Source organism: Corallococcus carmarthensis (genome assembly GCF_003611695.1).
GTDB classification, from domain to species: Bacteria; Myxococcota; Myxococcia; order Myxococcales; family Myxococcaceae; genus Corallococcus; species Corallococcus carmarthensis.
The window spans coordinates 24,467-37,131 of sequence record NZ_RAWE01000046.1 but is presented as its reverse complement, the minus strand read 5'-3'; the positions used below and the strand labels follow the sequence as shown (position 1 = coordinate 37,131).

Annotated in this window: 9 protein-coding genes and 1 pseudogene; 1 reads left to right on the top strand and 9 read right to left on the bottom strand. The window is 69.9% G+C overall.

What is annotated here, in order from left to right:
* Positions 1–49: 49 nt before the first annotated feature.
* Entirely contained in the window at positions 50–460 is a 411-nt protein-coding gene (locus D7X32_RS15160; RefSeq protein WP_120603259.1) for a response regulator transcription factor, read from the bottom strand.
* Positions 461–728: 268 nt separating this feature from the next.
* On the opposite strand from D7X32_RS15160, the gene D7X32_RS15155 reads away from it, so the two are divergent.
* Positions 729–2,192: a hypothetical protein gene (locus D7X32_RS15155; protein WP_120603258.1), complete on the top strand. Its 1,464-nt coding sequence runs from the start codon at positions 729–731 to the stop codon at positions 2,190–2,192.
* Here the strand turns inward: D7X32_RS15155 and D7X32_RS15150 are convergent.
* The 8 genes and pseudogenes from D7X32_RS15150 to D7X32_RS45460 all read right to left on the bottom strand — a co-directional run bounded on the left by D7X32_RS15150 (position 2,175) and on the right by D7X32_RS45460 (position 12,642).
* Positions 2,175–5,822, bottom strand: coding sequence for an nSTAND1 domain-containing NTPase (locus D7X32_RS15150; RefSeq protein ID WP_120603257.1), 3,648 nt, complete (start codon positions 5,820–5,822; stop codon positions 2,175–2,177). The two genes, D7X32_RS15155 and D7X32_RS15150, sit on opposite strands and share 18 nt — an antisense overlap.
* Positions 5,819–7,852: a CHAT domain-containing protein gene (locus tag D7X32_RS15145; RefSeq protein ID WP_120603256.1), complete on the bottom strand. Its 2,034-nt coding sequence runs from the start codon at positions 7,850–7,852 to the stop codon at positions 5,819–5,821. Before D7X32_RS15145 ends, D7X32_RS15150 begins: the two co-directional genes overlap by 4 nt.
* Positions 7,853–8,176: 324 nt before the next feature.
* Positions 8,177–8,650, bottom strand: coding sequence for an NUDIX hydrolase (locus D7X32_RS15140; protein WP_244239021.1), 474 nt, complete (start codon positions 8,648–8,650; stop codon positions 8,177–8,179).
* A gap of 60 nt (positions 8,651–8,710) precedes the next feature.
* Positions 8,711–9,487, bottom strand: coding sequence for a bestrophin-like domain (locus D7X32_RS15135; RefSeq protein WP_120603254.1), 777 nt, complete (start codon positions 9,485–9,487; stop codon positions 8,711–8,713).
* A gap of 8 nt (positions 9,488–9,495) precedes the next feature.
* On the bottom strand, positions 9,496–10,482 hold the full coding sequence (glsA, locus tag D7X32_RS15130) for a glutaminase A (RefSeq protein WP_120603253.1): 987 nt from the start codon (positions 10,480–10,482) through the stop codon (positions 9,496–9,498).
* A 215-nt stretch (positions 10,483–10,697) separates the two neighbouring features.
* Positions 10,698–11,345 carry a hypothetical protein gene (locus D7X32_RS46250; protein WP_171447475.1) on the bottom strand — a complete coding sequence of 216 codons (648 nt, stop codon included), beginning with the start codon at positions 11,343–11,345 and terminating at the stop codon, positions 10,698–10,700.
* A gap of 270 nt (positions 11,346–11,615) precedes the next feature.
* Positions 11,616–12,361: pseudogene (locus D7X32_RS46735) on the bottom strand (IS5 family transposase).
* Positions 12,362–12,468: 107 nt separating this feature from the next.
* Positions 12,469–12,642, bottom strand: coding sequence for a hypothetical protein (locus D7X32_RS45460; RefSeq protein WP_158625690.1), 174 nt, complete (start codon positions 12,640–12,642; stop codon positions 12,469–12,471).
* Positions 12,643–12,665: the final 23 nt, after the last annotated feature.

The following is a 12,665-nucleotide window of genomic DNA, read 5'->3' as shown; positions in this document are numbered from 1 at the left end:
CCATTTTCCGGAATCCGGACCGGAATCGGGACCCAGGCAGCCCGGAGTTCTAGCGCATCGGGATGGGCTGGGGCTGGTCCTCGTTGTCCGCGGCGGGGATGAGCGCGGACAGGTGGAGGATGAGCACCGGCATCAGCTGCGGCTTGGGCAGCAGCTTGGTGATGCCGCTTGCCCAGGCCGAATGCCGCACCTCGTCCAGGGGTAGCGCCGTCATCAGCAGGAGGGGAACGCGCGCGTCCTGCAGGCGGAGGTCGCGCGCGAAGCGCAGGCCTTCCTCCATGCCGGGCCGGCCAAAGGGGTGGTCGATGAGGACCGCGTCGAACAGATTGGTGTCCAGCAGGCTTCGCGCCTGCCCATCCGTGCGAGCGGTGAGGACGGTGAAGCCCGCGGCCGTCAGGTGACGCGCCGTTGCCCCACGAACCGGGGGCTTCGAATCGAGGAGGAGGATTTTACCGTGCATGCATAAGAACAGTGCAGCGGTTGTGCCACGCAGGGTGTCACGGCTCAATTTCAATCATTGCAAGGGATTGGCGGAGAGGGCGCAAGCACGGCGGAGGGCTGTTTCCATTTCCTGGACCGGGCTCCGGAATCTGGAATCAAGCCGGGGGAAGCCGGTGCCGCGGACAGGTCTTCGGCGAAGATGCTGGGGCACCGAGTCCGCCAGACCGCTGCACAGGGGGCACCCACCCGTGCCGCGGTTCTGACGGGCTCCTACCGGAAGCCGAAGGATGCCCGAGCCCGTGAAGGATGAAGCGCTGCAGCTCCTGCTCTCGCGCGCTGACGACCGCCGGCCCGTGCTGGAGGAAGGACTTCCCGCGGACTCCACCCGGGATGCACCCAGGCCCGCGCCGCTTCTTCGCGGTGCCGAGGGGATGACGCTGGAGCGCCCCGACGCGAACCCGAATGACCTGCCCTCGCAGCGCTGGGGTGTCATCGCGCCCCTGGGCACGACGGGCGATGCCCTGCTGCGCGCCATGGAGCCGCTCCTCCAGCACCGTGAGAAGGAGCAGGGCGCTCCCGTGATGCGCTACCGCGTTCCTCCCGGCATGGACGCGAACGCGGCGGTGCGCTGGAAGGAATCGGTGCACCGGGCCGAGGACGTCCCCGAGGAGGAACGTCCCAGGTACCTGCTGCTGCTCGGGGACCTGCCCGACGTGTCCATGGAGTTGCAGCACGTGCTCGCGCATGGCGCGTTCGTGGGACGGCTTCACGTGGGGCTGCCCGACGGTGAACCGGACCTCTCGGGCTACACGTCCTATGCCCAGAAGGTGATCGCGGCCGAGAAGCGGGGCGCGCCTCCGGAGGCCCCCGACATGCTCCTGTACACGGCGCGGGACGGGACGACGGCCACGGCCTCGGGACACCAGCTGCTGGTGGAGCCGTGCCGGCAGATCATGGAGACGCGGTGGAAGCAGAAGCGGCCCGCGTTGAAGGTCCAGGAGGTTCCCTATGACTACTCGGACGCGGACGCGCTGCTGGAGGCCGCGGCCCATGCGCGCTCGGCGGTGATGCTCACGGTGGCGCATGGGTTGGGGCGGCCCTCGAAGGGCTGGGCTTCTGCCCAGGAGCAGCGGGCCATGCAGGGCGCGCTGACGCTGGGCGGAGGCCCACCGCTCACGGGAGCGCTGCTGCGGGATACGCCCTTCCTGCCGGGAGGCATGTGGTTCAGCGTGGCGTGCTTCGGCGCGGCGACCCCGGCGGACAGCGCGTTCCATGCATGGCTTGCGCAGATCGCCGCGGCCGGCGGGTTCTCGGGCCGTCCCGACTCCGTGCTGCACAGCCTGCCCAGGGCGGGGGAGCGTCCCTTCGTGGCGGCGCTGCCCCAGGCCCTGCTGGCGAACCCGCGCGGCCCGCTGGGCATCATCGGCCACAGCGACCTGGCGTGGACGCTCGGGTTCCTGGACACGGAGGACATGACGCGCAGCCGTGCCTCGCGCGTCCTCTCCGCGCTCCAGGTCCTGTCAAATGGCAGCCGCGCGGGCGTCGCCCTGGACGCGCTGATGAGCGCATACCGGGGCGTCAACGATGCGCTGCTGGCGGGCTACCGGGCGCGGCAGGACGCGCAGGTGTATGGCATTCCGGATCCTGTCGATCCGAAGCGACAGGGTCATCAGTGGATGCAACGCAATGACTTGCGCGGCTACGTGCTGCTCGGAGACCCCGCTGCAAGGCTTTCAGGGCAGCAGCCGTAGCGTCGGGGGCGGCGTCACGAGCGGATCCCGTCCCTGGACCCGCTCACATTCCGCATAGGCGCTTCGAGCCTGTTCCTCGCTTTCGTCCAGGTAGCTGCGACGGACGTCCGGAGGAAGGCAGTCCTTGTTGACGGCCCGAAGCCGCCGCTGGAGCTCCGAAACATCCAGGGGCCAGAGTTGCGCCGCTCCATCATCGCAAACGGTCAGGACCTGGTGCCCGTCCGGACTGAACTCGGCGGAGGCGACCTCCGTCTCACATCCCTGGAGCACCAGGGGCAGGCCCGTTCCGTCCGCCCTCCACACCCGCGTGGTCTGGTCAACCGAGGTCGTCACCACCCACTGGCCATCCGGGCTGAAGCGGGCGGAGGAGACGACGTTCAGGTGTCCCTTGAGCACGACAGGCGTGCCCGTTCCGTCCGCCCTCCACACCCGCGCGGTCTTGTCCGCGGACGCCGTCACCACCCACTGGCCATCCGGGCTGAAGCTCGCGGAATAGACGTCACCCCCATGCCCCTTGAGCACGACGGGCGTGCCCGTCCCGTCCACCCTCCACACCCGCGCGGTCCAGTCCTCGGAAGCCGTCACCACCCACTGGCCGTCCTGGCTGAACTCGGCGGAGAGGACGCGGCGCTCATGTCCCTTGAGCTCCACGGGCGTGCCTGTTCCATCCGTCCTCAGCACCCTCGGGGTCCGGACAAACGCGGTCACGACCCACTGCCCATCGCGGCTGAACCGGGCGGAGCGCGCATCGTCGGACCCCAGCTCCCGAGGTGTCCCGCTCCCGTCCGCCCTCCACACCTGGGGCACGCCCCCGGACGTGGTCAACACCGACTGGCCATCCGGACTGAACTCCGCTGATCCAATGGGCCTGTGCGGATCCTCCAGCATCACCGGAGAGCCCATCCCATCCGCCCGCCACACCCGCGCACTCCCGTTCTCGAAGACCGTCACCACCTGGTGTCCATCCGGGCTGAACGCGGCGGACGAAACGGGGCCCGCGTGCCCATCGAGCACCACGGGGGCTCCCGTCCCCTCCGTGCGCCAGACGCGTGCCGCTCCGTCGGTGCCCGCCGTGACGACCCGCTGCCCATCCGGACTGAACCGCGCGGACCGGACCGCGTCGGCCGCGTCTCCGGGGCTCTGGAACACCACGGGAAGCTCCGGCCCGCCCGCCTTCCAGACCCGGAGGGCTCCATCGCTGGACGCGGTGATGATCCGCTGCCCGTCCGGACTGAATCGCGCGTCCGCGACCCAGCCCTGGTGACCCTTGAGCATCCGGGGGGGGCCCCTTCCATCCGCCCTCCACACCCTCGCGGTCCCGTCGAGGGACGTGGTCACCACCCACCTGCCATCCGGGCTGAACTCCGCGGAGGTGAAGAGGTCCGTATGCCCTTTGAGCACGACGGGTGTGCCCGTCCCATCCGCCTTCCACACCCGCGCCGTCTTGTCCTCGGAAGCCGTCACCACCCACTGGCCATCCGGGCTGAACGTGGCGGAGGTCACGTTCCCCTCATGCCCTTTGAGCACGACGGGCGAGCCCGTCCCATCCGCCTTCCACACCCGCGCCGTCTTGTCCTCGGAAGCCGTCACCACCCACCGGCCATCCGGGCTGAACCCGGCGGAGGAGACGGGCTTCGTGTGCCCTTTGAGCACGACGGACGAGCCCTTCCCATCCGCCCGCCACACCCGCGCCGTCCCGTCGTACGACGCCGTCACCACGCGCCGCCCGTCCGGGCTGAAGCGCGCCGACAGGACCGAGGCCTCGTGCCCGGCCAGCAGCACGGGCTTGCCGGTTCCATCCGCCCGCCGCACCTGCACGCTCATGTCCGCCGAAGCCGTCACCAGCCACTGGCCATCCGGACTGAACCTCGCGGAGTGGACGGTGTCCTCGTACCCCTGGAGCACCACGGGCGTGCCCGTCCCATCCGCCCGCCACACCCGGACGGTGGCGTCCTGGCTGGCGGTCGCGACCCATTGCCCGTCAGGGCTGAACTCGATGGAGCCGACGATGCCCTCATGGCCCGTCAACGCCACGGGTGTGCCCGTCCCGTCCAGGCGCCATACCCACGCCGGTCCCTCCCTGGAGGCCGCCGCCACCCGCTGGCCGTCCGGGCTGAAGGCCGCGACGTTGAGCGGAGCTGTTCCCTGGAGCGTCGCCTCCGGGAGGGGTTCCTTCAGGAAGTCATGCGCCAGCTGCGTCCACCACCGCGCCTGCTCGGGTTCAGGGACTTCGAGCAGCAGCTTCGTGGCCATCGCGGTGTAGCCGCGGCCTTGCAGGTCGCGAGCCCCCGTCATCAACGCCAATCCCCGCGCGTCGCGCGCCTGCCTGACGGCTTCCTGCTTCGCGAGATCCGCGTCCTTCTTCGCCCGCTCCGCCTGGGTTCGCTCCGTCCAGGCCCAGACGAGCAGCAGGGTCATCATCACCGCCACGCCCACCGCCACCGAGGCCAGGACGATGAGCCTGCGCCGCTCGGCCGCTTCACGCCGGCGCTGCCGTTGCGCTGACTCCCGCTCGATGCGCTGCTGCTTGAGGTCGAAGACCTTGCGCGCGAGCCAGTCGTGTCCCAATTCGAAGTACCGGCTGCCCTGGTGCTGCTCCGCGTGCAGCACCGCCGCCGCTTCCAGGTGCGTCAGCACCGCGTCCGCGTGCTCGGGTGGCAGCTCGGCGCGGGCCTCCTGCTCCGTCAGCAGGGTCCGGCTGCCGTCGCTCGCGATGAGGTGCTGCTCCAGCAACCGGCGCGTCGCCTTCTTCTTGTCGGAGCCGAGCGCGTCCAGCGTCGCCTCCAGGTAGCGGTGCACCATCGGCTCCGCGGCGACAGGCTCCACGGCCTGGCCCCGCGCCCGTTCGTCCCACAGCGCCCGGCAGACGATCTGCGCGAACGCGGCCTGCACCTCGGCGTCATCGTCCTGCTCGCCCTGGCCCGCCATGCGCACCTGCCGCATCAGCGCGCGCACCTCCTGCTCGGCCCAGGGCTGCGAGGGCAGGCCCTTCTCGGTGGCCAGCCGGCACGACACCTTCACCATCTCGCCCACGGTGAGCGGCCCCAGCCGGAAGCCCTGCTCCAGCAACTCGCGCCGGCCCCGCACTCGGTCCCGGAAGCGCCCCAGGTAGTCCTCGCGCATCGCCAGCACGAGCTGCAGCCCACGCACCGGCTTGCGTGCCAGCGCGTCCAGCCCCTTCAGCAGCGCGCCTGTCGCCTCCACGTCGCGCCCCGGAAGGAAGAGCTGCTCCAGTTGGTCCAGGTAGATGAGCACCGGCCGGTCCGACCGCTGCGAGGCGAGCTCCAGCGCCGCGTCCAGCGCCTGCGCCGTCCCCGCCTGCTCCGGCGGCGGCCCCAGCTCCAGCTCCGTGTGCATCGTGCGCACCAGCCGCGCCAGCGGAGCCTCCCCCGCGAGCCACCCGTCGATGCGCACCGTGCGGAACTCGTGCACCTCCTCCAGCAGCGGAATCACGCCGGCCTGCATCACCGACGACTTCCCCGCGCCCGAGGGGCCGAAGAGCGTGAGGCACGGGTGCGCGAGGATGCGGTTCACCAGCCGCTGCGTCACGGTCTCGCGGCCGAAGAAGCGCTCGCGGTCCGCCGCGCGGTAGGGCTGCGGCCCGAGGAAGGGGTTCACCAGGTTGCTCATCGCGAACCTCCCGGCGTCCCCACGCCCAGGGACTCGGCCACCGCGCCCGCGTCCGCCTGCACCACCTGGATGCCCGCGCCCGCGGGGAGGCCCCGGCCAGACCTCCACGACTCCGCCTCATGCACCCCGGGCTCCAGCAGGACCAGGCTCTTGCGAGGGAGCGGCCGGCGTCCGAACAGCCGCGACAGCAGCATGCGGTGGTGCCATGCGAGCAAGGACAGTCCGATGAGCAGCGCGGGCCGGCTGTCCAGCGTCCCCAGGATGGCGTCCGCCAGGTCCGGCGGCAGGACGGACTCCAGGTCGCGCACGCCGTGCAGGTAGTCGTCCTCCGTGAGCAGGGGCGTTTCGAAGACGCGGTCGGGCAGGTAGCCCCGGTACAGCCTCACCAGCGCCACGTCGCGCGATGGGTCGAAGTCCAGGGGCAGCGTGTCGAGCGGTTCCCAGTCCTGCCCCGGCAGGCGCCGCCGGATCAGCGCGGAGCCCTCGTCGGGCGTCGAGGGCTGGATGACGTACAGCGGCAGCTCGGGCCGGTGCAGCGCGAGCGCCTGCTCCAACACGGGCATGCGCAAGAGCGTGATGTGGACGCCGGGCCTCAGCCGCCGCGCCAGCGCCTCCACCAGCGGCAGGGTGGGCATCGCATCCCGGAACACCTCCTGGAAGTGCGAGTCCAGCGTCTTCGGCCCGAAGCGCAGCGTGAATCGCTGCGCCAGCGCGCTCATCGGCAGTGCCTCCGGCACGGCCCACGGCGTGCCCCGCATCCGGCCGTGCAGCAGCTCCCGCAGGTCGTCGTCCGGGGTGCCGCCGTGGTCGCCCAGCACCAGGGAGAAGGGACGTGAGACCAGGTCCATCAGCCCGCGCAGGGAGGGGTCCTCCGCGCGCACCGGTTCGGCCTGCACGGGGGCTCGGGGGGCGCTGTTCGCCCGGGCGGGCCGGAAGGAGAAGAGGGTGGTGTCACTGCCCCGCAGGTACAGCACGGGGGAGAAGGCCTCGGCGCTCTCGTTGAACTCCGTCAGCACCGTGCTGCGTGCGTCGTGGAGGCAGCGGGCCACGTCGCCCCGGTGCCGGGTGTCTCCCACCAACGCGCGGTAGAAGGCCCGCGAGCACGCGCGCGCCACGTCTGTCTTCACCGGCCACAGGTGCGCCACCACCGCGTCCGCGCCGCCCTGTGCGAGCAGCTCCGCCGCGCTCGTCAGCGTCCCCGGTTGCGCGCCCTCACAGGCTTCGAGCACCACCAATCGCAGGTCGCCCCGGAAGGCTCCCGCCAGCTCCTTCGCCAGCAGCTCCACGGGAAGCCCCGCGGACGCGCCGTCCGCATCCGTGAGTTGCAGGACCGGGGCTCCCCGCGTGTCCACGCCGCCATGCCCGATGAAGTGCAGGATGTGCGGCGCGGGCTCGGAGCGGAGCCGGTCGATGACGTAGTCGCGCCGCGTGCGGGGCCCCACGAGCGGCTCCATCCACTCCAGCGCTCCGGAGTCGATGGCCGGCTGGAGCATGGCGCGCAGGCGGGCCGGTGCCTCCGCGTCCAGCGGCGAGACGACGAGCAGCCGCACGGCGCCGGTGACCTCGCGAGGAAGCCAGGGCTTCGTGGACTGCACCCCGCGCACGATGCACATCTCCGGCGAGATGCCGAGGAAGTCGAGCGCCCCGAGCGGTCCACAGAGCGCCTCCCAGGGAAGCGCCTGGAGCTCGCGGTCCCGGGGCAGGAGCCGCAGCAGCAGCGGCTTCTTGCTCCCGGTGTTGCGCAACACCCCGCGCAGCTCGAGCAGCACCTCCTGGAGTCCATCGCGGAAGAGCGCGGAATGCAGCGCCCGCGCCTGCTCGGGAGACTCCAGGGGCCCCCCGCGCACGGCCGCGTCCCGCACCCACTCGCCGAAGCGGCGGAGGGCCTCGAGCGAGTGCGCGGGCCCCAACATGTGCGGCGCGGGCTGTTGGCCCCCGCTGCCCCGCGCCGTGGCGCTGACCTCCTCGCCTGCCAGCGCGAGGTCGACCTCCAGCCAGAATCCGGGCGCCGCCGTTCCGCTCGTGCTCATGAGCCCGGGAGCCTACCCCGTCCTCACGGCACCCGGAGCAGGCGGCCACGGGCAACCCCGCGGCCCGCGCGCACCGTGAGCACGGGCGTCCAACGCCAGCATCCCGCGACGGGGCACCTGGCGCCCGCGCCGGCTTGTCTTCGCCGCTTGACGCGCATCGGAGAATCGGTGGGGCTGGTCGCGTTGGGCTGGGGGCTCCAGGCCTCCGTCCGTGGGCTCGTCGCGCGGCGGCGAAGCGCGGTCAAGGCTCCTCGCATGGACGAACCGGGGCAATGTCTGTCATTGACTGACGATGGCTTCAGCTGAGGCCCGAAGGCCGTCCCGTCAGGGCATGAATCCCCGCCGCCGCGCGGCATCCTCGAGGTAGGCGCGCACCACGGGCATGAGCGGCAGCCGCAGCGCGGTCTCCACGTCGAGCCACCGGGCCCACACCACCTCGCGCTGGTCGAGCACGAGGTGAGGCTCGGTGTCGAGCTCCAGCTCGACGAAGTGACACCGGTCCCGCTTGAACTCGTCCGTGTGGTGCAGCTCGCACGCGAAGCGCAGCCGCGACGCCGGCACATCCAGGCCCACCTCCTCGCGCAACTCCCGCGCGCCCGTCTCCTCCGGGGACTCGTCGCGGTGCCGGCCGCCGCCCGGCAGGGAGAAGGCCTGCTTGTAGGAGTTCTGCAGCAGCAGCACCTCGCGGCCGCGCCACACCCCTACGAGCGTGCCCTCCGTGCGCGGACGGCGCACGAACCACCACGCGAGCGCCAGGTGGTAGGCGCCGCGGTAGGCCACGCGCATGAAGGGATCCATCGGAGTGCTCATGGGGAGAGGCTACCCCGGTCCGGGCGCTCGGATGTGGATTGCCAGGAATCACTCCATGCTTTCGCGCAGCTCCAGCAGGAGCGAGTCGGCGTCTTCCGTGCTGACGATGCCCGTGCGGGGGTACTCCAGGTCCACGACGACATGGATTGCCGAGGAGATGACGAAGGCGAAGAGCAACCGGTAGGGCCAGTTGCGGCCCTCGCCCCGCGCCGTCGTCAGGCCCACGAGCATGGCTCCAATCACGGAGAGCCCGAGCATGAAGATGAAGGTGGGCGAGGTGATGTGTGTTCGCACGGCGAGCGTTCGCTTCGCCGCGACCTCCGCCATCAGGCGGACGGGAGGCAGCAGCAGGACCTCCTTGTCGGGAGCGGCCTGGGTGATGGCCACCATCGACGCCCAGACCTGCTTCTGGAGGCGGGCGGCCCAGGCGCGGCGCGCTTCGAACTCCTCCACCCAGGGGAGCATCTGATGGGCCTCGATGCGCGCGTCCAGGTACTGCCGGAGCAGGTCGCGCAGCGGCGCCTGATCCGCCTCCGGCACCACGTCCACGAGCGACCACACACCGCTGATGGCGTTGACCTCGTCGACCACCAGGTTCCGATGCACCTCCAGGCGCTTTCCCGCCTCGGAGTAGGAGAAGGCCAGGATGAGCCCCATGAAGGAGAAGACGACGTTGGTGACCGCGTTGACCGAGCGCGCCTGGGAGGAGGGGAACTTCCGTTTGCGCGCGATGCGGTAGGCCACTTCGATGGCCAGCAGCAGCGTGAGAAAGAGCACCCCCTCCAGGGCCAACACCAACAGCGTGGTGACTGCCAGATCCCGCATCAGGGCGCTCAGGGGTTGGGGCGCGACATGAACAGGCTCAAGCCAAGCCGTGGGGCCAGGAACCGCGCGACGAGCTGCCCCTTGACGCTGTTCCCCGCCGCGTCGAGCAGCGGGGCGAAGGTGCCCAGCCCGCCCTTTCCCGGCGCGACGGCGACGATGCCGCCACCAATGCCACTCTTGCCCGGGACCCCCACGTCGTAGAGCCAGTCCCCGGAGGTTTCATACATCCCCGCCGTGGCCATCACCGCGAGCGTGTGATGACAGACCTCCTCGTCGACGACGCGCGTCCCGGTGAGCGGGTTGACGCCTCCGTCCGCCAGGGTCGCCCCCATCACGGCGAGCTCCCTGGCGGTCACCGCCAGGGAACACTGGCGGGTGTAGAGCTCCGTCGTCAGGACCGGATCCGTCTCCAGGCGGCCCAGCCCGTGCAACAGGAAGGCGAGCCCCTGGTTGCGGTGGTGGGTCTCTCGCGCGGAGGCATACACCTCTTCGTCGAGCGCGAGCGGACGTCCGGCGAAGCGAGACAACCCCTCATGGATGAAGCGCCACCGGGCCTCGGGGCTGCTGCCTGGAACGAGGCTGGTGGTCGCCAGCGCTCCTGTGTTCACCATGGGGTTCGTCCGTCCGTCCGGGCTCTGGTCGATGGCCATGGCCGAATTGAACGGCAGGCCGGTGCCATTGACCCCCAGCTTGCGCCGGGCCACTTCGGGCCCCAGGGCCTGACAGACGAGGGCGAAGAGGAAGGGCTTGGAGACGCTCATGATGGAGAAGGGATGGTCCACGTCCCCAGCCCCATGGCTGCTGCCGTTGATCCCCACGACGCACGCGCCGAAGAGCCGGGGATCCACCCGCGCCAGGGCAGGGTAGACCTGGGAGCACTGTCCCTCCGTGTTCCCCCGGTGGCGTTGGTAGGCCTCGTCCACCAGCGCCCGGACCCGCTCCGCGGCGGGGAGCTGCCCGGTGGAGATGAAGGGGGGCTCGCCTGTCGTGTCCATGCGTGACGGCCCTCGGGTTCCTGGAGCAGGGAGCAGCGGAGCTTTCTGCCCGGAAGGTTCGTCGCGCCTCAGTGAATGTCAATGTCACACACCGGTGCGAGGCTGGACCTGCACGTCTGTCCATTCCTCGGGTCCGGTGCGGCACATCGAAGGCGACCGTAGGGTTGGTTGAATCTGGCTGTGTTCACTGGGTGTTGAACCCCAGGCACCCACAATTACTGCTGGGGCCTCCACCAGAGCCCCTTCAGTCCTGCCTGTTCACATGCCTGCCGGGCTGCCTCCGTGAAGCAGTAGAAGGCCAGCTCGGGGACGGCGAACACGGGAGGGAAGCCTCCCGGTGGTGGGTGGAGCACGAGGGGACGGGCCTTCTCCCTGCCCAGGAGTCCCGCTCCGGATTGGTGGAAGGGCACGCCCTTCACGAGGGTTCGTTCCCGGTCGAGGCAGTCGGTCTCCTCCAGCAGTTGGAGGATGACGAAGTCCTCGTTCTTCATCGCGGGGTCCTGTACCGGGTACCAGGTCCGCTGCCGGGTGAACCGGTCCCGCACCAGCTGCTTGATGCGTTCCGAGTAGATGACCGTGGGGATGAGCCGGTGGCGGAATGGCCCCACGGATTCGAGCACGCGCACCATGCGCCGGGAGATCAGCAGCAGCCCCCGGGGTGCGGTGAACAGGTGGTCGAGCCGGGCGGCGTTCTCCAGGTTGCCAACGAACTCAATGACCTCGGGAGCCCCCCGTTCCCGCTGGTAGTCGATGCCGGGCTTGTGGAACGTCACGGACTCGAAGCCGTCGAACTCGATGCTGACGGCGTCGAAGACATCTTCTTCCTCGATGTGCGAGATGTCGGCCGTCAGTGCGTACATCATGCCGTGAGTGACTCCTCGTGGGATGGGAGTTCCAGCAACGCCAGCTTCACCCCCACGACGATACCATCCTCGATCTCACGCGGTGCCGGGCTGGATCCTGGCTTGCGCTTGCTCAGGGCGTCATCAAGGGCTTCCAGCGCATCATCGGGCAGGGTGGTGACATCGCTGTTGTATTTGGGGGATTTCCGCGAGCGATGCGAACCTCCGCTGCCTTCCGGGCGGCCGGGCCGTGGGTCTTCTCCACCCAGTCCAGGTAGGGGCTGTCCCTGATTAACGCAGCCAGAGAAGCATGGAGGCGACGTGGAGGACGGCGAGGTAGCAGGTCGCCGTCTTGTCGTAGCGGGTAGCAGCAGCCCGAAAGCGCTTGAGGTCGTGGAAGAAGCATTCCACCCGGTAGCGCAACCGGTAGAGGGTGCGGTCCAAGGGCGGCGGGTGCTTGCGGCCCGGGTGGGAGTGGATGACAGGCGTCATCCCGAGCTTGCGCACGTTGGCGAGGATGCGGTCGGCATCGTAGCCCGTGTCCGCGATGAAGGCGTCGCCTTCGGCGTGCACCAGCAGCTCCTCGGCCATCGTGGACTCATGCTGTTGGCCGGGCGTTACTTCGAGGTGGAGCGGCTTACCGCCCGTCGTTGTGACGGCGTGAACTTTCGTTGAAAAACCTCCTCGAGAACGTCCCAGAGCATTTCTTCGGACCCCCCTTTTCCGCCCGAGGCGTCCTGGTGCGCTCGGACGACGGAGGCATCCGCGAGGGAGCCGCGCTCATCCACTTCAAGCCGCAAGGCTTTGAAGATGGCTTCCCATCTCCCAGCCTGCGCCCAACGGTGGAAGCGGTTGTAGACCGTCTTCCAGTGGCCGAATCGCTCGGGCAGGTCGCGCCACTGCACGCCCGTCTTCACACGCCAGATGACGGCGTTGATGAAGTCGCGGTCCCCACGCTTCGAGGGAGGACCGCTGCGCAAGCCCAGCAGGGGCTCAATGCGGCTCCACTCGGCATCGCTCAGTTCATGTCGGCGCACAGCCAGCGTTGATCATGCCTGACGCTGGCTGGCAACCTCCTGATGCCTCCCGAAGCCGGGTCCAACCCCGATGTTCGATCCGGCAGGTTGAATTTTCGGACCGGAGATCAGGGACAGCCCCAGTTCTTCCGGTAGCGGCTGAAGATACTGAGGCGGGGCGTCCCCTTGCCGACCTTGAGCACGACCAGCGCGTCCTCGGTGATGGTGAGCGCTCCGTACTCGTCGCCCAGGGCCTGCCCGTCCGGACGGCGAATCCGATAGGGCTGGGAGCCCTTGTTCATCTTCTCCAGACGGTAGCCTGCTG

Bases quoted from the DNA above. Each gene is read 5' to 3' on its own strand.
- D7X32_RS15135 (WP_120603254.1), bottom strand. From the start codon at position 9,487: ATGCGGGATCTGGCAGTCACCACGCTGTTGGTGTTGGCCCTGGAGGGG.
- D7X32_RS15155 (WP_120603258.1), top strand. From the start codon at position 729: ATGCCCGAGCCCGTGAAGGATGAAGCGCTGCAGCTCCTGCTCTCGCGC.
- D7X32_RS15160 (WP_120603259.1), bottom strand. From the start codon at position 460: ATGCACGGTAAAATCCTCCTCCTCGATTCGAAGCCCCCGGTTCGTGGG.
- D7X32_RS15150 (WP_120603257.1), bottom strand. From the start codon at position 5,822: ATGAGCAACCTGGTGAACCCCTTCCTCGGGCCGCAGCCCTACCGCGCG.
- D7X32_RS15140 (WP_244239021.1), bottom strand. From the start codon at position 8,650: ATGGATCCCTTCATGCGCGTGGCCTACCGCGGCGCCTACCACCTGGCG.
- D7X32_RS46250 (WP_171447475.1), bottom strand. From the start codon at position 11,345: ATGATGTACGCACTGACGGCCGACATCTCGCACATCGAGGAAGAAGAT.
- D7X32_RS45460 (WP_158625690.1), bottom strand. From the start codon at position 12,642: ATGAACAAGGGCTCCCAGCCCTATCGGATTCGCCGTCCGGACGGGCAG.
- D7X32_RS15145 (WP_120603256.1), bottom strand. From the start codon at position 7,852: ATGAGCACGAGCGGAACGGCGGCGCCCGGATTCTGGCTGGAGGTCGAC.
- glsA (WP_120603253.1), bottom strand. From the start codon at position 10,482: ATGGACACGACAGGCGAGCCCCCCTTCATCTCCACCGGGCAGCTCCCC.